Annotated in this window: 17 protein-coding genes and 2 tRNA genes; 5 read left to right on the plus strand and 14 right to left on the minus strand. The window is 56.2% G+C overall.

Features of this window, described 5'->3' with window-relative positions:
- The 11 genes from Q0N43_RS10150 to Q0N43_RS10200 form a co-directional block, all read right to left on the minus strand.
- On the minus strand, positions 1 to 126 hold a 126-nt coding region (locus Q0N43_RS10150), incomplete at its 3' end, for a trigger factor (protein WP_295446061.1).
- A 93-nt stretch (positions 127 to 219) separates the two neighbouring features.
- Positions 220 to 304, minus strand: a tRNA-Leu gene (locus Q0N43_RS10155).
- Positions 305 to 408: 104 nt separating this feature from the next.
- Positions 409 to 1,881 carry an Asp-tRNA(Asn)/Glu-tRNA(Gln) amidotransferase subunit GatB gene (gene gatB, locus Q0N43_RS10160; protein WP_295446011.1) on the minus strand — a complete coding sequence of 491 codons (1,473 nt, stop codon included), beginning with the start codon at positions 1,879 to 1,881 and terminating at the stop codon, positions 409 to 411.
- A 106-nt stretch (positions 1,882 to 1,987) separates the two neighbouring features.
- Positions 1,988 to 3,472, minus strand: a complete 1,485-nt coding sequence (gene gatA / locus Q0N43_RS10165; protein ID WP_295446012.1) for an Asp-tRNA(Asn)/Glu-tRNA(Gln) amidotransferase subunit GatA — start codon at positions 3,470 to 3,472, stop codon at positions 1,988 to 1,990.
- Complete coding sequence (gene gatC, locus Q0N43_RS10170; protein ID WP_295446013.1) at positions 3,472 to 3,759, minus strand: Asp-tRNA(Asn)/Glu-tRNA(Gln) amidotransferase subunit GatC; 288 nt, start codon at positions 3,757 to 3,759, stop codon at positions 3,472 to 3,474. The genes gatA and gatC overlap by 1 nt, the downstream gene beginning before the upstream one ends.
- 142 nt (positions 3,760 to 3,901) lie before the next feature.
- Positions 3,902 to 5,305 (minus strand): glutamine synthetase family protein, encoded by a 1,404-nt coding sequence (locus Q0N43_RS10175; RefSeq protein WP_295446014.1) that lies wholly within the window; start codon positions 5,303 to 5,305, stop codon positions 3,902 to 3,904.
- 4 nt (positions 5,306 to 5,309) lie between these two features.
- Complete coding sequence (locus Q0N43_RS10180; protein ID WP_295446015.1) at positions 5,310 to 6,677, minus strand: aspartate aminotransferase family protein; 1,368 nt, start codon at positions 6,675 to 6,677, stop codon at positions 5,310 to 5,312.
- Entirely contained in the window at positions 6,674 to 7,954 is a 1,281-nt protein-coding gene (locus tag Q0N43_RS10185) for an FAD-binding oxidoreductase (protein ID WP_295446016.1), read from the minus strand. The genes Q0N43_RS10180 and Q0N43_RS10185 overlap by 4 nt, the downstream gene beginning before the upstream one ends.
- The gene (locus Q0N43_RS10190) at positions 7,954 to 9,300 is read right to left on the minus strand and encodes a glutamine synthetase family protein (protein ID WP_295446017.1); all 1,347 of its coding nucleotides are present in this window, start codon (positions 9,298 to 9,300) and stop codon (positions 7,954 to 7,956) included. The genes Q0N43_RS10185 and Q0N43_RS10190 overlap by 1 nt, the downstream gene beginning before the upstream one ends.
- Before the next feature lie 118 nt (positions 9,301 to 9,418).
- Positions 9,419 to 10,141 (minus strand): TorF family putative porin, encoded by a 723-nt coding sequence (locus Q0N43_RS10195; RefSeq protein ID WP_295446018.1) that lies wholly within the window; start codon positions 10,139 to 10,141, stop codon positions 9,419 to 9,421.
- 600 nt (positions 10,142 to 10,741) lie between these two features.
- Positions 10,742 to 11,254, minus strand: coding sequence for an Lrp/AsnC family transcriptional regulator (locus Q0N43_RS10200; protein ID WP_295446019.1), 513 nt, complete (start codon positions 11,252 to 11,254; stop codon positions 10,742 to 10,744).
- A gap of 87 nt (positions 11,255 to 11,341) precedes the next feature.
- Between Q0N43_RS10200 and ald the strand changes: the two genes are divergently transcribed.
- Together ald and Q0N43_RS10210 are read left to right on the plus strand one after the other, a co-directional pair.
- Complete coding sequence (ald, locus tag Q0N43_RS10205; RefSeq protein WP_295446020.1) at positions 11,342 to 12,469, plus strand: alanine dehydrogenase; 1,128 nt, start codon at positions 11,342 to 11,344, stop codon at positions 12,467 to 12,469.
- Positions 12,470 to 12,500: 31 nt separating this feature from the next.
- Positions 12,501 to 13,517 (plus strand): LacI family DNA-binding transcriptional regulator, encoded by a 1,017-nt coding sequence (locus tag Q0N43_RS10210; protein WP_295446021.1) that lies wholly within the window; start codon positions 12,501 to 12,503, stop codon positions 13,515 to 13,517.
- Between the two features lie 12 nt (positions 13,518 to 13,529).
- Here Q0N43_RS10210 and acs read toward each other — a convergent pair whose 3' ends face one another.
- Positions 13,530 to 15,467, minus strand: coding sequence for an acetate--CoA ligase (gene acs, locus Q0N43_RS10215; protein WP_295446022.1), 1,938 nt, complete (start codon positions 15,465 to 15,467; stop codon positions 13,530 to 13,532).
- A 216-nt stretch (positions 15,468 to 15,683) separates the two neighbouring features.
- Entirely contained in the window at positions 15,684 to 16,886 is a 1,203-nt protein-coding gene (locus tag Q0N43_RS10220) for a fumarylacetoacetate hydrolase family protein (protein WP_295446023.1), read from the minus strand.
- A 102-nt stretch (positions 16,887 to 16,988) separates the two neighbouring features.
- Between Q0N43_RS10220 and Q0N43_RS10225 the strand changes: the two genes are divergently transcribed.
- The 3 genes from Q0N43_RS10225 to Q0N43_RS10235 are packed head-to-tail and all read left to right on the plus strand — an operon-like array spanning position 16,989 to position 19,799.
- Entirely contained in the window at positions 16,989 to 17,630 is a 642-nt protein-coding gene (locus tag Q0N43_RS10225; RefSeq protein WP_295446024.1) for a TetR/AcrR family transcriptional regulator, read from the plus strand.
- Positions 17,631 to 17,634: 4 nt separating this feature from the next.
- On the plus strand, positions 17,635 to 18,456 hold the full coding sequence (locus tag Q0N43_RS10230; RefSeq protein ID WP_295446025.1) for a hypothetical protein: 822 nt from the start codon (positions 17,635 to 17,637) through the stop codon (positions 18,454 to 18,456).
- Positions 18,453 to 19,799, plus strand: coding sequence for an FAD-binding oxidoreductase (locus Q0N43_RS10235; protein ID WP_295446026.1), 1,347 nt, complete (start codon positions 18,453 to 18,455; stop codon positions 19,797 to 19,799). Before Q0N43_RS10230 ends, Q0N43_RS10235 begins: the two co-directional genes overlap by 4 nt.
- Before the next feature lie 148 nt (positions 19,800 to 19,947).
- Here the strand turns inward: Q0N43_RS10235 and Q0N43_RS10240 are convergent.
- Positions 19,948 to 20,033: transfer RNA gene (locus Q0N43_RS10240), tRNA-Tyr, on the minus strand.
- Between the last annotated feature and the right edge of the window lie 11 nt (positions 20,034 to 20,044).

Below are 20,044 nucleotides of genomic sequence, written 5' to 3' on the forward strand. Positions count from 1 at the left end.
GGGCATACGCACTTGAGGTGCAATTTTCTTCACCTCGGCATCGATGCGGGATTCAACGTCCTTTGCGGTAATCGTCATGCGATAAGCGCGCTTCAGGCCTTCATTCTGTGTCTCGACGGTCTGCATGTTTTCTTCTCTATCTACGACAGGCCCGATGGCCTGCCAAAAACTGTTAAATGGCTTTCGGGTTCAACGACAGCCGGGGACATCCCTTTTTCGTGGTGCGGGCGAAGGGACTCGAACCCCCACACCTTGCGATGCCAGAACCTAAATCTGGTGCGTCTACCAATTCCGCCACGCCCGCTTACGAAAAGCTGCCGTTTCACAAACGACGGGAGCCTCTAACGGGAAAGCCGCTGCGGAGCAAGTAGAGAAGCGGATAAACCACTACACCCACACATCGCCTGATTACCCTAAAGCCTTCTTCAGCAAATCATTGATGATTTGCGGATTGGCCTTGCCTTGCATCGCCTTCATCGTTTGCCCCACAAAGAAGCCGAACAATTTGTCCTTGCCGGAACGATATTCAGTAACCTTGTCTTCGTTTGCTGCCATGATCTTGGCGATCTCCGCCTCAATCGCGCCTGTGTCGTTGGTTTGCTTGAGGCCCTTTTCTTCGACGATGGCCGAGGCACCCTGCCCTGTTTCAAGCATGATTTCGAAGACCTGCTTGGCGATGCTGCCGCTGATTGTGCCGTCGGCGACAAGGCCAAGTAATTCGGCGGCTTGCTGCGGATTGACGGGGCTTTCGTCCAAGGTTTTGCCAAGCTTGTTGAGCGCGCCAAACAGTTCGGACATCAACCAGTTGGAGCCTTGCTTGGCATCGACGCCTTCAGCCAACAAATTTTCAAACCAAAATGCGGTTTCCGCCTCTGCGGTTAGGACGGCGGCATTATAAGCCGTCAGGCCCATCGCTTCATATCGCGCGCGCTTGGCGTCGGGCAGCTCAGGCAAGGATGCACGGCATTCCTCCAGAAACGCGTCGTCCAATTCCACCGGCAACAAATCGGGGTCGGGGAAATAGCGATAGTCATGCGCGTCTTCTTTTGACCGCATCGACCGCGTTTCTTGTCTGTCCGCGTCAAACAGGCGCGTTTCCTGCACGACTGCGCCGCCGCTTTCGATCAGGTCCACCTGACGCTGCGCCTCATATTCAATCGCCTGCATCATGAAGCGGATCGAATTGACGTTCTTGGTTTCGGTACGCGTACCCAATTCGCCGCCGGGCTTACGCACCGACACGTTGACATCGGCGCGCATCGAGCCTTGCTCCATATTACCATCGCAAGAGCCGACATAGCGCAGGATGGAGCGGAGTTTCTTGAGATACGCTCCAGCCTCTTGCGGGCTACTAATGTCTGGACGCGAAACGATTTCCATCAGCGCGACGCCCGAGCGGTTCAAATCGACAAAAGACATGGTTGGATGCTGGTCATGCATCAACTTGCCTGCGTCTTGCTCGACATGGATGCGTTCTATGCCGATTTTCTTGACCGCGCTATCAGGGTCTTTTTCGTTGAGCGTAACCTCAATTTCGCCTTCACCCACTATCGGGTGATAGAGCTGCGAAATCTGATAGCCCTGCGGCAAATCGGCGTAGAAATAATTTTTGCGGTCAAAGCGTGACCAGCGGTTGATCTGCGCATTGATCGCCATGCCCGTGCGCACGGCCTGACGCAGGCATTCGCGGTTCGGCACCGGCAACATGCCCGGCATAGCGGCGTCGACGAGTGACACATGGCTGTTTGGCTCGGCACCGAACTCGGCCGATGCGCCTGAAAACAGCTTGGACTCGCTGGTGATCTGCGCATGGACTTCAAGGCCAATCACGACCTCCCATTCGCCGGTGTTGCCTTGGATGCGGTATGTTGATTCGGTCATTATTCTACACCTGCGTCGCACCAGTATAGGCTGGTGACTATCTCGTCTTGCGGTTTAGCCTGAGGGGCGTGATGGGCCCCAGCCTGCGCTGGGGCGACGGAAAAGCTTACCACCATTGCGCTGCTTCCGCCACAAATCCTGAACGCCGCTCTATGGCTAGACCGGCGTTCAACACCGCCTGTTCATCGAGCGCCTTGCCAATAATCTGAAGCCCCAAGGGCAAGCCTTCTTTGCTTAGGCCGCCCGGAACAGATATAGCCGGAAGCCCAGCCAGCGAGGCAGGCACGGCGAACACATCGTTCAAATACATCGACAAGGGATCAGCGTTCTTTTCACCCAAACCAAATGCCGCGCTTGGCGCGGTTGGCGCGAGGATGAGGTCGCAACTTGCCCATGCGTTGTCAAAATCACGCGCGATCAAGGCCCGGACCTTTTGCGCTTGTGTGTAATAAGCGTCGTAGAAACCAGCGCTCAACACATATGTACCGATCATGATGCGGCGGCGGACTTCTTCGCCAAAGCCAGCGGCGCGGGTTGCGGCATACATGTCTTGCAAGCCAGCACCCTCCGGCAAGTCACGCAGACCAAAACGGACGCCATCATAACGCGCAAGGTTCGATGACGCTTCGGCAGGCGCAATGATATAATAAGCGGGCAGCGCATATTTGGTGTGCGGCAGGCTGATATCGACGACTTCCGCGCCTGCATCCTTAAACCAAGCAATGCCATTTTCCCACATTTTGGCGATATCTTCGTCAATACCGTCGAGGCGATATTCGCGTGGAATACCAATACGCTTGCCCTTCAAGTCGCTGTTCAGGCCAGCTTCCCATGCAGGGATTGGCAAATCGAGCGAGGTCGAATCCTTAGGGTCAAAGCCCGCCATCGCCTCCAACATGATCGCGCAATCGCGCACGTCGCGCGCCATGGGCCCAGCTTGGTCCAAGGAGCTAGCAAAAGCGACAACGCCCCAGCGCGAACAACGGCCATAAGTAGGCTTGATGCCGCTAATGCCCACGAACGCAGCAGGCTGACGAATCGAGCCACCCGTGTCGGTTCCGGTCGCTGCGGGGCAAAGTCGCGCGGCGATTGCCGAGGACGAACCGCCTGACGAGCCACCGGGCGCTAATGCGGCATTGCTGCCATCATTGCGGCGCCAAGGCGAAATGACATTGCCGAAGTAACTGGTCTCATTCGACGAGCCCATGGCGAACTGGTCCATGTTCAGCTTGCCAAGCATCCCTGCCCCAGCCTTCCAAAGATTCGCCGACACCGTCGATTCATAGGTCGGCAAAAAGCCTTCCAAGATATGGCTTGCGGCGGTTGTCTGCACGCCTTGGGTGCAGAACAAATCCTTCATGCCAATCGGTACGCCTGCCATTTTGCCCAACGGCTTGCCAGCGGCACGGTCGGCATCGACGGCCTGCGCGGCCTCGATAGCTTTTTCCGGCGTTTCGACGATGAAGGCGTTGAGCGCTTTTGCCGCAGATACGCGAGCGTTAAGCGCCTCAGCGACTTCTACAGCCTTAAATTCACCCTTGGCAACACCATCGCGGATAGCGGCCACACCGAGTCTTGAAAAATCACTCATCATTCAATCACCTTCGGCACGCCAAAGAAGCTGCCTTCCTTGGCGGGCGCGTTGGCGAGCACTTTGTCGCGCACGTCGCCATCGGTCACCGCGTCGTCGCGCAGGCGCAATTTATTGGTGATGACCGCCGTCATCGGCTCAACGCCTGTGACGTCGACCTCACCCAATTGCTCAACCCAGGCCAAAATGCCATTGAGCTCGCCGACCATCTTGTCAGCCTCAGCATCGCTAATCGCGATACGCGAAAGCCGTGCGATTTTATTCACGGTATCTTTATCTACAGACATGGTATTCCTTGTGGTCGGGATCGACACGCGATCCCTTCGTGCCGCTAGCATTGCGCCTGCATTGCTTCAACGGAAAAGCTTAGATAGTGCGCTCATAAATATCACCTTCGCAGTACCAAATTGGATTTATTTGGCACTGACCCTAAGCGTTGCGCAAATACCAATCATAATCAATGCTCGGCACTTGTCCGAAATAACGGTCCTGCTCCACGCGCTTTACAATCGTGAACATGTCGACAAAGCGGTCGCCCAAATAGGCACGCAGCAATTTAGAGCCGTGGAACCGGTCGACTGCGGCAAACCAATTGCTTGGCGGCTTGTCATCGCCTGACCCGTCGCGGTCATAGCCATTGCCGACAACCGCTGGGCCGGGGTCAATTTGGTTCGTAATACCATGATGGATACCCGACAATACGCCCGCCACCGCAAGATATGGGTTGGCGTCGGCACCGCAGGCGCGATGTTCGACATGACGGCTTGAGGGCGGACCGGCCGGAATCCGAAAAGATACGGTGCGATTATTGACGCCCCAAGTCGGGGCAACCGGCGCGTAGCTGTTCGCCTTAAACCGGCGATAGCTGTTGGCATGCGGCGCAAAAAGCGCGAAGCAATCGCCAACGCTGGCGATCATCCCGCCTATGGCATGGCGCAACATTGGCGTGCCTTCGGGATCGTCGGCGGCGAACAGGTTATTGCCGTCTTTGTCGTTCATCGACACGTGAATATGCATGCCGGAGCCGGCCTGCTCGGCAAATGGCTTTGCCATGAACGTCGCCTCAAGGCCATGCGCCTGCGCCACCGCCTTCACGACGCGTTTGTACATGATCGCATCATCACAGGCGCGCAGCACATCAGGTTTGTAGCGCAAGGTCAACTCGCACTGGCCCGGCGCAAATTCGGAGATGGCCGATTCCAACGGAAGCCCCTGAATATCGCAGGTTTCGTATAATTCATCGAAAAAGGGACGGAAATCGTCAAGCTCGCGCAAGCCATATACTTCGACCATCTGCGGGGTTTCACCGCTATATTCTGGTCGCGCTGGACGGATAGACCCATCGCGTGCGCGCTTGGGATCCAGCAAGTAAAATTCCAGCTCCACCGCCAAAGCGGGCGTCAGGCCCATTTCGGCAAAACGGTCCACGACAAGGCCAAGGACATGGCGCGGGTCAAGGTCGTGCGGTTGGCCATCCAGTTCATAAAAATCGACCATGAATTGCGCGGCATTGTCGCCAGCCCAAGGGGTGCGGACCAACGTACCAGGAATTGGCTTCATCGAACGGTCGGCGTCGCCATCTTCCCAAACCAGACCCGTTTCAACCGTGTCCTGCCCAGTGATGTCAACCACAGCGATGGAACCGGGGAAAAAGCGACCGATTTCATAAACGGACAGCACCTCATGCTGGCGCAGGCGCTTGCCGCGCGGGACGCCGCCAAAGTCGGTGTAGATCATCTCGATAGAATCGATATCGGGATGCGCCGCAAATAACGCCTCTGCCTCGCTACGCGGCGCGATAGTCGCTGATGATATTGCGCGTTTGATTGTCATGATGTCACTTCCGTCCGCCTGAATTTTCAAATGCTAATAGCTCAGTCAGCGCATTGTTCAACTCTGCCGCGAGGCGGTCAACCTGTGCGGCTTGCGTCACCGGGCTAACCAGCATCATATTGTGGAATGGCGCAAGCAAGATGCCGCGATTGGCGAGATAAAGATGTATCGTGCTTTCCAGCTCATGGTCAATAGCTGCGCGCGCTTCACTGCCATTGCGCGGCGGGATAGCGGAACAGACCAATTCAACGCGCGCGCCAACATGGCTGACATGCCAATGCACCGCATGTGCGGCGATTACCGCGTTCAATCGCGCCACCAGCCGGTCAGTGATCGACAGCATATGGGCATAAGCGTCCCGCGTAATCACTTGCCCCAACATTGCGTGCATCGCGGTAATGGCGAGCGCATTGCCTGATAAGGTTGTGCCTATGCCGCTATGCCCCGGTGGGCGCGACGCGTTCACCGCCGCCATCCGTTCGGCAATTTCCGCCGTAAAGCCATAGACAGCGCACGGCACACCGCCGCCGATGGATTTACCCACGACCAGTATGTCGGGTTTTGGGCCATGCGCGTTGCTGTGCCCGCCATAGCCGGATGAAATGGTGTGTGTTTCGTCCAGCACCAAGATCGTGCCAGTTTTATCACATAGCTGGCGCAATTCCGTCAAGAACCCCGGCGCATCGCGCACCATGCCGATGTTGGTCATCAACGGTTCGGCCAAGACGCAAGCGATGTCACCGCCGCGCAAAGCGGTCGTCAGCGCGTCCACATCGTTAAACTCAATTGTAACAGTCGTCGGCAGCAAGTCCTGCACTTGCCCAATCAAGCTTGGCCGGTTAACCGCGCGGCCCTCGCGCAAGTCCACGAACACATCATCGACCGCGCCATGATAGCAGCCGTTGAAGATCAAAATCTTGTCGCGTCCCGTCATCCCGCGACACCAACGAATGACGGCCCGATTGGCTTCACTCGCTGTCGTCGTCACTTGCCATTGCGGCAGACCAAACATGTCGGCGAGCATCGCGCCTAATTCCGCGCCCTTCGCGGGAGGCAGCATGTAGCTTAAGCCCTGCCCTGCTTGCGCGGCAATCGCTTCGGCAAGTGGCGTGGGCGAATGGCCAAACATGCTCGCGGTGTCGCCAAGGCAGAAGTCATCGAATACCTGCCCGTCAACACTCGTCAGCGTCGCGCCAGAAGCCGCCTGAGCGACGATCGGGAATGGGGTGGACCAATCGAGCATCCAATGGAATGGCACGCCTTGGAACCAGCTTTTAGAGGACTCAGCCTGCGCCTTGGATTTCAGGTTAGCCGTAATGAAGCGCGCGACTTCGCGTTGGCGCATATCGCTTATGGCTTGGCGGTCGATCATAAACGGTCTCGCATCGCATAATAAAGCAACCCAAGCGTCGCCAATGGACGCGCGAGCCATTTTCCGCCCGGAAAGCGGCTGTGCGGGAAGTTTGCGAAAACATCAAAACGTGACATTGTGCCAACCACCGCCTCTGCCATCAATTCCCCCGCCAGCGTCGTGACCAACGCGCCATGGCCAGAAAAGCCGTGGGCGTAAAACACATTTCCCTTGCGCCCCATATGCGGCAGCCGGTTCATGGTAACGCCAACGGCACCACCCCAGGCATAATCGATGGGCACATTGCCGAGAGAGGGGAACACCTCAGCAATGTGCTTACGCACAAACGCGCCAATGTCAGCGGGCGGCGTCTGCACATATTTTTCACCACCGCCAAAAATGAGGCGTTTATCCGCAGAGAGGCGGAAATAATTCAACACAAAGCGACTGTCCGCCACCGCCGCGTCACTGGGGAGTAACTGGTCAGCATTAGGCAGCGGCGCAGTCGCAATATTATAGTTCATGATTGGGACGGTGTAGCTGCGCAAATCGGGCGCGATGCCCCCCGTCCACGTGTCGGCCGCCATGATGACATGCTTGGCGGTCAAAGTTGCTGCCCCTGCCCCTGTCCCGGTCTGTATCTCAATCTGCGTTCCTGTATCGACAGGCGTTTGGGCCGCCATATGTTCATATATCCGCACGCCAGCCTTTTGCGCCGCCTTTGCAAGCCCAAGCGCGTAATTCAAAGGATGGAAATGCCCGCCTTGCGCGTCATAAATACCGCCGTGATAACCACCGCCGTGAACATGACGCCCGATATCCTGTGATTGGACGATCTGCGCCTCCCAACCAAAATGCTGGGCCAAAAATGCTGCATCGCGTTGCATCGCATCGAAATGCGCTGGCTTGTAGGCCGCTTCCAAATGCCCAGCTTTTGCATCACACTGAATATGATGTTCGGCGATACGGTGTTTGACCCGGTCGACCGCGCCATACGCCAGATTAAATATAGCCTGCGCGCGTTCCCGGCCAAACTCTGCGTCAATTTCGCGCATCGACCAGCGCAGGCCGGGGATGAGTTGACCACCATTGCGGCCTGACGCACCAAAGCCAATGGTCTGGGCCTCAAGCAATACAACCGAAAGGCCTTTTTCGGCACAGGCAAGCGCGGCGGAAAGGCCAGTAAAACCGCCGCCAATGACAACGACGTCGCAATTCAAACTGGAACCTAGGGAAGCTTGCGTGCGCCAAGCATTAGCGGTCGCGCGATAATAGCTGCCATTCAACCGATCAGGCATTAAACCCTCAGCAACAAATGCTCACGTTCCCAGCTCGAGACCACGGACTGATAATTGAACAATTCATAATCCTTGACCGCGTAGAAGATGTCGAAAAACTCTTCTCCAAGCAAATTGCGCACTGGCTTGCAGGCACTGAAACGGTCCAAGGCAGCCTCCAACGTGCGGGGCAAGGTGCGCGCGCGGTTATAGGCGCTGCCAGTGATCGCTTTGGCAGGCACCATCCGCTCTGCCATACCAATATAGCCGCAGACCAACGACGCTGCCATGGCGAGATAGGGGTTGGAGTCAGCGCCTGGTAAGCGGTTTTCAACGCGGCGGTTGGCCTTGTCCGAAATTGGCACGCGGAAACCGCAGCTTCGATTGTCCTCGCCCCATTGGACGTTGATGGGCGCAGCGCTATCGGGGCGCATCCGGCGGAAGCTGTTCACATTAGGCGCCCAAAGCGGCGATATTTGCGGCATGAACTTCACAAGACCCGCTATATAGCTGCGGAACAACGCACTGTCCTTACCATTGGCGTTGGAAAAGAGGTTGCGGCCAGTTTCAGCGTCAACCACCGACTGGTGGATATGCATTGCGCTGCCCGGCTGCCCGGCCATCGGGTTCGCCATGAAGGTCGCATAAACGCCATGCTGTTTGGCAACGGCGCGAACGGTGCGTTTGAACAGAAACACTTGGTCCGCCAGCTTCAACGGGTCGCCATGGACGAAGTTCACTTCAAGCTGCGCTGCACCCATTTCGTGGATCATCGTGTCGATATCGAGGCCCATCAACTCACAATCATCATAGATGTGATCGATAATGTCCTCATATTCATTCATCGCCTCCAACCCATAAGGCTGACTTGCGGTTTCTGCGCGTCCGCTAGAGCCGGTAGGCGGCACTAATGGAAAGTCTGGGTCGACATTCTGACTAACAAGGTAAAACTCAACCTCAGGTGCCATAATCGGCTTCCACCCACGCTGGGCATACATGTTGAGTACTTTTTTCAATATCGTGCGCGGGGCAATTTCAACCTCGCTTCCATCGCCATGCAGCACATCAGCAATCACGAAAGCGGTCGGTGATTTGAAGCCCGGCGCGACGCAGATTGTGTCGGGATCAGCGACCAGAATTTTGTCCGGATCCTTGTCCCAAATATCCGCAATGTCTTCGGGATAATGACCATCGATGGTGCAGATGAAAACACTGCCCGGTATGCGCAGCGATTTGTCACGGACAGAGGCCAGAAACTTTTTCGCAGGCAGAACCTTGCCACGCTGCACGCCGTTAATGTCGGGGACGATGCACTCAACCTCATCGATTTTGTGCTCAGCGATCCAATTCGCAAGATTGACGGACATTGTTTTTCACCAGTTTTTTGAACGCTGATAAGCGCATGCCGGACTTGAAAGGTCAAGCCCGGCATGAGCCTTTTCTAGGCCACCGTTTTTTGCGGGGCCAAAAACGTTCGAAACGCTATCAGAAGCCGTAGCTTACCGAGAACACAACGCCGGCTGCGCTGTCCCTGGGTGCAAAGATCGTCTCGCGGTTGGCATCGACATAAGAGACGCCCAGTGTGAAACCGGAAACAGCAGCGGTCAGGCCAAGTGACCAATCAACTTTTTCACTACCAGCCGTGAACGCGCCATCTTCTACGCCCATCGATCCGACAATCGAAATGGGGGAGTTTGGCACAGCGATGGTGGCGTTGGTACCAAAATAGATGTTGTCGTTATTACCGGTGTTATCCTGACTTGGGACATAGCTCAATTGCACGCCGACGGTCGCAGGGCCAACGGTTGAACCAAGCTTGCCAGTCAATTCAACATAGTTGAAGCTCGATACGCCCGGATACGTATAATAGGTCGCGCTAATGTCATATGTTACGTCTTCGCCACCGGCAAAACCGGCGTAAAGGTCAACCTCAACATCGTCCCCTGCGTTGTCGGCGAGATTGGAACCCCAAGCGCCCACATACAGGCCAGACTCGTGACTTACGGTCAGATAAGGTTGGACTGCAAAATCCTTATCGGAGAGCGAAACGCCGCGGAACCGATAGTCAGACACAACAGCCACGCCGCCAGTCAGGGTGACTGGGCCAGCCGTTTCTTCAGCTGCTTCTTGCGCGAAAGCAGGTGCCGACAACGCTATCGCGCTTATTGCGACGCTCATGCTTGCCAACTTCAAAATGGAATTACGCATAATTTTACCCCTTCTTAGGTACAGTAGATACGAGGCCGATATCCGCGCAGTGCAGCAAAATCGGCAAATGCCGTTCTATTCCCGCTAGATCTGTTTGCCCACGCCATGGTCAGCTTTACTTTGCCACCGCTTTATTGTGCAATTGCACACAAACATCAAAGCGTGCGCCAAGCAAGCAATTTTGTGTCAACCTCATTGTCCTTTTTAGGCGCTGTGACAAAACAGTCACAGTCTGAGACGAGACAACATATCAGGGAAATAGGTCCTAAACCTAGACATGGCACCGTTCGGACAGTGGGCACAGTCATGCACGAGCCCGGCCTTTTCGGCAGCGCAACCGCATTACAAAGCTGTAGCGCTGCACCCCAGACAGTCAAACTGTTTGGCATTTTAAAACAGGTACCTACTGCAGCCTGTCAGGCTGTCCGGATCAGAATAAAATTGCGACGATCACCACGAGCAAAATCAAACCGCCAATGCTGATACCAACTGTTCTTCCCATGACAAATCTCCGTTTCCTGACACTGAAACAGGATTGGAACAGACAAGTTCCGCCGGAATGCATAACATCGTCGTTTTCTAAGCCAATTTGTAGCTGTGTTATGTGTCAAAAAGACGCGGCGGAACGGCTCGATTCACCACTTCGCGCAACGCAAATGCGGTTTCGATCCGCGCGACCCGGGGCAAGCGGGCAATTTCCTGCCGGTGGATGATTTCATAATCCTCAATCGATGCGGCGCGCACCACCAGCAGATAGTCATTCCGCCCGCTCATCAGGTGACACCGGATTGTCGACGGACTGTTGACGACCGCAGCCTCAAACGCTGCCATCGCCTCCTCGCTTTGGCTGTCTAGGGTGATTGTCACCATCACCGTAGCCCCCAAACCCAATTTGCTTAAGTTCACATCGGCACGATAGCCACGCAATATGCCTTCATCTTCCAAGGCTTTTTGCCGACGCGCCGCCGCGCTTGGGGACAGGCCAGCCGCCTCACCCAGTTCCATCTGAGTCGCGCGGCCATTTGTCACTAACGCACCCAATAATTTACGGTCCGCCCGATCAAGTTGCATATTATTTTTATCCAATACCATCAATGCGACGAATATATGCACTCAATGTCCATATAAGTCGAATCTTTGCGGAGTTTCGACATCCTGACAATGCTAATCTTTACCAACATATTATGAGGAGCAAAAATCATGCGTGTTGGCGTCCCAAGCGAAATCAAGGTTCATGAATATCGCGTTGGCCTAACGCCCGGTGCCGTGCGCGAATATGTGGCCGCGGGTCATAAGGTCGTCGTGCAATCAGGTGCTGGCACGGGCATCATGGCAAATGACGACGCCTATCGTGCCGTCGGCGCAGAAATCGCTGCGACAGCAAAGGAGATTTTTGCTGGCTGCGATATGATCATCAAGGTCAAGGAGCCTCAGCCAAGCGAATGGGTGCAGCTTCGCCCCGGCCAATTGCTCTTCACCTATTTGCATCTTGCACCCGATCCAGCGCAAGCAAAGGGCCTGATCGCTAGCGGATGCACCGCCATTGCGTATGAAACCGTGACCGATGATCGTGGTGCCCTACCCTTATTGGCACCCATGAGCGAAGTTGCTGGTCGCCTCGCTATTGAAGCCGCCGGCCAAGCCATGCGCCGCAGCGAAGGTGGCGCAGGCATATTGCTCGGCGGCGTCCCCGGCGTTCCGGCTGGCCGCGTTACGGTATTGGGTGGCGGCGTTGTTGGCACGCATGCGGCACGGATGGCCGTTGGCCTTGGCGCGGAGGTCACCATCGTTGACCGTTCGATCCCACGCCTGCGCCAACTTGACGAGATGTTCAACGGACGGGTACGCACGCGGTATTCGACGCTAGAAACCATCGACCATGAAATCAGCATATCCGACGCCGTCATTGGCGCAGTGCTTATTCCCGGTGCAAGCGCTCCACGCCTTGTGACCCGCGAAATGCTGAAGCGGATGAAGCCTGGTGCGGTCTTGGTCGATGTCGCCATTGACCAAGGGGGTTGCTTTGAAACATCGCGCCCCACCACGCACGCCGAACCCACTTATGTCGTTGACAGCATTATTCATTATTGCGTCGCAAACATGCCAGGCGCCGTCCCGCAGACCAGCGCGGCCGCACTTAACAACGCGACCTTACCCTATGGCCTAGCGCTTGCAAATCACGGCATTGCCGCGCTGGACAGCGGCACAGAGACCGGACGCGGCTTGCTGGCCGGTTTGAACGTGCATCAGGGTAAAGTCACCAGCCAAGCGGTTGCAGAAAGCCTCAACCTTGCATTTGTTGCGCCCGAAACGGCCCTCACTGCGTGACTTGACCGCTTGCCAGTGGTAAACATACGGCATGGGTAAAGAAGGACGCATTACTGCGCATCAGATTGCGGCCATGCTTGGGGTATCGCAGCCGACCGTTTCTCGTGCCTTGCGCGGGGATAAGAAAGTCAACGAAACCACCCGCGCGCGCATCGTTGCGCTCGCAAGCGAACTGAATTATTCGGTTGACCACAACGCCCTTCGCCTGCGCACGCAGCAGACCTATTCGATCGCGCTTGTCATCCTGTGTCGGCAGGGGGAAAATAGAGCGCGGATAAACCCGTTTTATTTGTCTTTATTGGGCTGCATTGCCGCTTCTGCTGCCGAACGCGGATATAATCTCATCATCTCGTTTCAGGACTCTCCGGCAAATTTCTTTGCCAATTACACCGGCAGCCGACAGGCCGATGGCCTCATCGTCATTGGCAGCGGTCAGAATATCGCAGGTTGGCAGTTTTTCGGTGAATATGCCCGGCACAAAACGCCTATGATCTGCTGGGGTGCCAGCAAAGAAGACCTGATTTCGATCAAAAGCGACAATGTTCAAGGCGCGCAACTGGCTATTGACCATTTGTTGCAACAGGGTTGTAAAAATATTGCCTATATTGGCCCCACCAATAGCGAGCAGCCGCAGTTTCAGGATCGGCTGACAACTTATATGGCGCACATGTCGGCTAAGGCTATGCAGCCCATTTGCCCACCGCTCCCCGAAAACGCGGTGCGTGAGGACCAAGGCTATGCCGCAGTCCAAGGCCTCATCCGTGACAAAATTGCGTTCGACGGCTTGTTCTGTGCGAATGATTTTATTGCGCTCGGTGCCATGCGCGCGCTGGATGAGCATCATATTGCCGTAGGCAAGGATGTGCGCGTCATCGGGTTTGATGGCATCGCGATGGGCGCTTATGCGCAGCCGCCGCTCACCACGATTGAGCAGGATTATGTGCAAGCAGGCGAAATGCTGGTCAAAGCCTTGATCGCCACGCTTAAAGACGAAGCGCCAAGCATCAACCCTGTTCCGGTTAGACTGCTCATACGCGCAACAGCCTGAAGCCGGGACGATTTACGCGGCGGAGGACCTTGATTGCACTAGATTGTCCACGACCGACGGATCCGCAAGGGTCGAGATATCTCCTAAATTAGACACATCCCCTTCGGCAATCTTGCGCAATATCCGGCGCATGATTTTTCCGGAGCGTGTTTTCGGCAAAGCAGGGGCAAAATGGATGACATCTGGCGTTGCGATCGGGCCGATTTCATGGCGCACCCATTTGATGAGGTCGGCCCGGATATCAGCTGACCCCACCTCATTCGCATTGAGCGTTACATAGGCGTAAATGCCCTGCCCTTTAATGTCGTGCGGGAAACCCACCACCGCCGCCTCGGCGACTTTGGCATGGGCGACGAGTGCGCTTTCGACTTCGGCCGTGCCCATGCGGTGGCCCGAAACATTAATCACGTCGTCAACCCGTCCCGTAATCCAATAATCCCCGTCCGCATCTCGCCGGCATCCATCTCCAGTGAAATATTTGCCGGGATAAGTGGTGAAATAGGTTTGGAAAAACCGTTCATGATCGCCCCAGACGGAGCGCATCTGACCCGGCCAGCTATCGATCATGCACAAATTGCCGTCCGTGGCGCCTTCCAGCACTTTGCCGTCGCCGTCGACAAGCACTGGCTGCACGCCAAACATGGCTTTTGATGCTGCGCCCGGTTTCAAGGCATGTGCACCCGGTAAAGGCGTCATCATCGTCGCGCCCGTTTCGGTCTGCCAATAGGTGTCAACAATCGGACAGCGGCCTTCGCCGACGACATGATAATACCACTCCCATGCCTCCGGATTGATCGGTTCGCCGACCGACCCCAGCAAACGCAGCGAACTGCGGGAGGTTTGCTTCACCCAATCATCGCCTTCGCGCATTAATGACCGCAAGGCCGTTGGCGCGCCATAGAAAATATTGACTTGATGCCGGTCAACAATTTGCCAGAACCGGCTGTGGTCGGGATAATTGGGAACCCCTTCAAACATCACGGTCGTCGCACCGTTCGCAAGCGGACCGTAAACGACATAGCTATGGCCAGTCACCCAGCCAATGTCGGCGGCACACCAATACACTTCGCCCGGCGTATAGTTGAACACATAATGATGCGTCATCGCGGCCCATACCAGATACCCGCCGGTGGTGTGCAATACGCCCTTTGGTTTTCCGGTCGAACCCGACGTATATAATATGAACAGCGGGTCTTCTGCGCCAATGATTTCGGGTTCGCAGTCGCTTGAGACCGTTGTCCGAATATCGTGATACCAGACGTCGCGCACCCCTTGCATGGTGATGTCGTTTCCAACATGGCGCATCACAAGGCACGCCTTAACCGACGCGCAATGCGTCAGCGCCGCGTCCACATTCTGCTTCAACGGAACCAGCTTCCCACCGCGCATTCCGGCATCGGCAGTGATGACAATATTGGAATCGCAATCCTGAATGCGCCCCGCAAGCGCCTCGGGCGAAAAGCCGCCAAATACGATAGAATGGATTGCCCCAATGCGGGTGCAGGCGAGCATCGCCATCGCGGCTTCGGGAATCATCGGCATATAGATCGTGATGCGGTCGCCCTTTTGTGCGCCTAATGCCTTCAAGGCGTTGGCCATCACGCAGACTTCGGCATGCAGCTCGCCAAACGTGATCCGCCGTTGCTGCGAGGGATCATCGCCTTCCCAGATGATTGCGATATCATCTTTGCGTTCGGGCAAATGGCGATCAATGCAGTTGGCGGAAACGTTCAACGCGCCATCCTCAAACCATTTGATGCCGAAATCCGTTTCGTGAAAACTCGTATTCTTCACTTTGGTGAACGGAGTCATCCAGTCGAGGCGCTTGGCCTCCGCGCGCCAGAAGGTATCCGGATCGCTGATGGACTGGGCATAAGCAGCGTTGTAACCTTCCGCCGTAACAAACGCCTTTTTCTTCCAATCATCCGAAACAGGATAGATTTCCGACATTTTGCCTTCTCCCTAAAATTGTCATGTCTACTTAAGAACAATTCAGACTGTATCCATCTGCTCCCCGACTTAAGTCGAACATAGGCGCATCCCAAGCTAAGACCAAAGTCTACCTATCCGCAACGGCAAAGTCGGGCGAGGATAACATCCTTTACACATAGAGCTGGCACTAACCGCTGGGGAAAAGAACAATGCATTACTACCCAAGCAATTGGATCAGGGTCGGACAACCGTGATGACGATGTCGCCAAGGACGTTCGAACGATGGCGCACCACATCGTTTGGCTGCAGGAAATGGCCGCCAGCGAGTTCGTTGGCGATAAATTTCCCGCGGGCGATGTCCATCGGTGATTGGCGCGCCATTGGACCGCCCGCAATCACATAAGCGAACGCCGCATCAATCAGGTCGCTGCGCGTTGGTGGGGTAAAGATCGTGCCCTCAGCCGTTCCAGACATCAATGTGGCGGTCGGCGGGATTGCGCCATCGGGCATGAGCTTGGTATAGCTGCCACGATAGAGAAACCGCGATTTGGTCATATCCGTGAAGGCCTTTAGCGCAAGCGCTCGGAAGTCGAGCGTCATCTCGCTGCCGCGCGCGTCTTGGCGTGGCGCATCGTTAATGGCGGTCGTCATGCGGATGTTGGCAACAAATGCTTTCCAGTCTCTGGGAATAACAAGAAAAGGGCCGGTTGGGAAGAAATCGGGCCCGCTCTTGGCATCGCTAAAGCCGCTGCCTGAATCGAGATTGTCCGGATCAGCCAAGTTGATAAGCGCGTTGCGATTGGTGAAATCGCCGCACAGGAAGAACGCCTTTACCGCTAAGTCAAAGTCCTCGGCCGTTCGCAATGTCCGGTCAAAACGGACGCAAATCTCGACCTCATAATCGAGCAGGGTGCCCTCTGGAGCCTGCACCCGGGTGCGTGCAGGAGAGGCTGGACCGAATTTGGGGAACTGGAACACGGCGCTGCTATCGGCCTCTGCTGCGTGTTCGGGGAAATTGGTGCCAGTACCAATCTGGCGGGTACCAGCCGTGCCAGATGGCAGCAGATCACTTATTGCTATCGTGACCTTCGACATCGTGCCAGCGCGCCCTGCCAATACTGGGGCCATGTTGGCAGCAGCCAGCGCCGCAAACGGATCGGCTGTCGCCGGGGCACCGAGTTCGGCTAGGTCGATACCAGTAACACTCTCCCCTTCCCGGCCGAGCACCAGCAACGTGTGCGTGTCGCCATTCGGCGCACGGAACTGCGCAAGCGTGATAGCCTGCTCAAGCGGGGCGAGGCCCTGAACAAGTGGCTTGTCCTCAAAGCTCGCTGGATTGAACCGTGGATCGGGCGATGTCGCCCACGCCGTGAATACGATTACCGCCATCGCGATCATCGACCAGCCGAACCACTTTGCGACCTTTCTTAAGGTCATTCGATCCTGCGGCATCGGCTGCAACCCTCCCTTTTGTCATCCACACACCATTAAACGGACAATATTATTGACACATGTTATAAAAATACTCAAGGCGTCAGTATGTCAAGACGCGAAGAGGCCAAAACATTCAACCGAGCCCGCATTTGTGCGGCGGCGGAATCGATTATTCGCAGCGAAGGTATGGACAATCTCACAATGCGTCGCTTGGCCGTAGTGGCCGGGGTCAGCCTGCGCACGCCCTACAACCTGTTCGGATCAAAGACCGATGTGCTAATCGCACTACTGGATGAGGCAGTTTTTAAATTCACCCAATTGGGTTCGGCCCGCGCTGACGGTGCGGCGATGGCGCGCATATTGCGCGCGCTTGAGCAGATTGAGACGTTTTTCGACAGCGATGAAACCTATTACCGCGGCATCTATGCCGCGATCATGAACTCCGATCATCCGGAGGTTCGCAGCACAAACGTCGACCGCGCAGTTGCATCGGCTTATGTTTTAATGACGCACGCTATTTCCAATGGCGAACTGCGCGCGGATACAGATGCCCAGTCGCTGGGCCGCCACCTCGCGATCACGCTCCTCGCGGTGCTTGGCATGTGGGGTTCGGGGTTCTTCTCCAACCGCGAGAGCATGGCGCAGGTCCGGCGCGCATGGCTAGCGATGATGCTGCAGCATTGCAGCGAGACATCGCGCCCTATGCTAGCGGCCGCTTATTCCAACCCCAATGACATCGGAGGATAATCTTATGACGCAACGGCTTCTTGGATACGCGCCGGATGAGCTTGCGCAAAGCCCGTATGCCAGCTTCTTCAATCCCGAGGTTGCACCGCTCCAGCCGCAAGTTACTGAGGCGCTTATGATCGGCCCACAGGCGCATGAATTGTTCCCGCCCTCTAGCGCCGCTGCCGACATGATCGAGCCGGGCTATGGGTTGGTCGAGACCGGCTATACCTGTCCGCCCGACGGCGCGATCCGGGTGTTCTGCCTGACCCACATGCCGGGTGTAACGCCTAAGATGTGGGACTGGTGGTTCGGCTGGCACGGCTGCGAGGCGCAGCGCTATAAGCTGTGGCACCCAAAGGCCCATATCGACGCGCGCTGGGCCGACGGACGCAACGACGAAAACTATATCGGGCGGACATCGCTGATCACCGAGTATCTTGGCCCAAGCGTCTTGAAAGGGGCCATCGGCTTTGTGCCGCCTGCTGTTATGGGCTTTAACCAAGATCGGCTGGCTGCTCAGGGTGAAGTAGTGATCTGTGCGCGCGTCGGTGTGCCTGGGACTGCGCTCAAGGGCGGATGGCTTCTACACCAGTTACGCCCAGTTGCGGGCGGCAGCGAAATGCGCTCACGGATGTGGATGGGTGGCGAGAATACAGCGCTGGGCGATAATCCCGGTGCCATAAGACGAGGATTGGCGAGAGCCATTCGTCCGGTTGCAAGCAAACTTCTTCCCGCACCGGCAGACCTGCTTGTCCATAATGCGCAAGAAATGGCGCATCTGGCGAGCTTCCTCCCGCAATTGTTCGATGAATTTGGCGCTGCTTATCGTGAGCGAGAGGCATGAAGCGTCCACGCGGCATAGGAAGGATTTGGCGGCGTGGCGATGCCGGCTTCGACAAGGCTGTGCTCGCAACCAGCTTTAACGCCCGCGATCCCGGCGTGCGGCCAGAACATCTGGTCGAGGCCAATGATGTAGGTGATGTGCAGGCCGCCTTGCAACTGGCGCGCGAGAACCACTGGCAGGTCAGCATCGTTTCGGGCGGTCATAGCTGGGCGCAGAACCACATCCGCGACGGCGGACTGCTGCTGAGCATGGCACGGTTCAACCAGATCACCATTGATCCAGTGACTAGAATCGCTCTGGTTGGTCCCGGATGTTGGGGGCTCGACCTCGATAATGCGCTGCGAAAGCACGGGCTGTTCTTCCCCATCGCCCATGCACCCGATGTCGCAATGGGTGGGTTTCTGCTGCAAGGCGGTTTCGGCTGGGGCAGCCGCGAACTGGGACTGGCGACCGAGAGTTTGATCGGGATTGATCTGGTGCTGGCCGATGGTCGACAGGTCCATGCCAGCGCCAGCGAGAATGCCGACTTGTTCTGGGCCGCGCGTGGATCAGGGCCGGGCTTCTTTGCGGTAGTGCTGCGCTATCACCTAAAGCTTCACCCACGCAAAAACGTCACTGCGCTGAAGATGCAGGTCTTTCGCCAACGGCATCTGGAGCAGGTCTTTCGTTGGGCCGATGACATCGGCAGCGCCGTTCCCCAATCCATCGAATTTCAGATACTCATCACGCCTAAGGCGCTGGGCATCTTCCAGCCGGGCATTGAAGTCATCGCGCCGGTTCTTGCCGACAGCTGGACCGACGCGCGCGAAGCGGTACGTTTTATCTCCGATAGCCCAATCCGGAAGCTGGCGAGCTTCACCACCCCGCTTGTGCCCATGAATACGAGTTTGATGTCTCGGGCCGCCAACATCACCCATTTCCCGCCGGACGTGCGCTGGTGTACCGATAATATTTGGACCGACGCGCCGATCGACGACCTACTACCCGGCCTGCGAGCGATTGCGGCGACGATGCCGCCCGCGCCTAGCCACAGCCTTTGGCTCAACTGGTATCCGTTGCAACAGCGACCCGATATGGCCTTCTCGCTTGAAGCGAACCGCTATCTTGCAGTTTACGGCGAATGGACGCGCGGGGAAGATGATGACCGTTATGCCAATTGGGCTACCGAGCGGATGGCCGCGATGCAGGCGCATGCCGTTGGAATCCAGTTAGCAGATGAAAACCTTGGGAAAAGAGCGGCGCCATTCATGAAGGATGAGAATTTGGCACGGCTTGACAATTTGCGGAATAATTATGATCCCAATGCGCTTTTTCGGTCATGGATGGGTCGTCCAGATCGATAATAGCGTGCCGCTGCTTTTAAGTTCATGTCGCGAAAAGATAAGCTTCCTATGAGACAATCAACTGTCCGCGGGTGGACGTTGAGGAGCGCCATAGCCATGGATTTACTGGATTTCTAAGAATATTCGCAAACATGGACCAACGAGTAATTGGTGGACAGGGCTGGATTCGAACCAGCGTACGGAAAACCGGGCAGATTTACAGTCTGCTGCCTTTAACCACTCGGCCACCTGTCCACATCGTCGTG

This window comes from Sphingorhabdus sp. EL138, assembly GCF_945882965.1.
GTDB lineage: Bacteria > Pseudomonadota > Alphaproteobacteria > Sphingomonadales > Sphingomonadaceae > Sphingorhabdus_B.